Annotated in this window: 1 pseudogene; it reads left to right on the top strand. The window is 42.2% G+C overall.

Annotated elements, in window-relative coordinates:
• A pseudogene (locus LJE11_RS19600) lies at positions 1-237 on the top strand (transglutaminase domain-containing protein); the annotation flags it as partial.

Raw genomic sequence — 237 nt, 5'->3', positions numbered from 1 at the left:
AGAAGATTTGCGAACATCAAAAGGCTATGACTGCCAGAGTTGAGAAGCTGATTCGCCCGGCTCAGAAGCTGTCTGAATGGGAGAAAGAGAAGTATGTGCATGATTTTATCTGTGAAAATATCCGCTATGATAAACTGAAAAAATCATATTCCCATGAAATTATCGGACCGTTGGGGCAAGGCGTTGGTGTTTGTGAGGGAATTGCAAAAGCAGTAAAGGTTTTGTTAGATGCACTGG

Source organism: Blautia sp. DFI.1.216 (assembly GCF_020594215.1).
Taxonomy (GTDB): Bacteria; Bacillota; Clostridia; order Lachnospirales; family Lachnospiraceae; genus Blautia_A; species Blautia_A wexlerae.
Note: the sequence above shows the minus strand (reverse complement) of the source record. Positions and strands in the feature narration are given on the sequence as shown.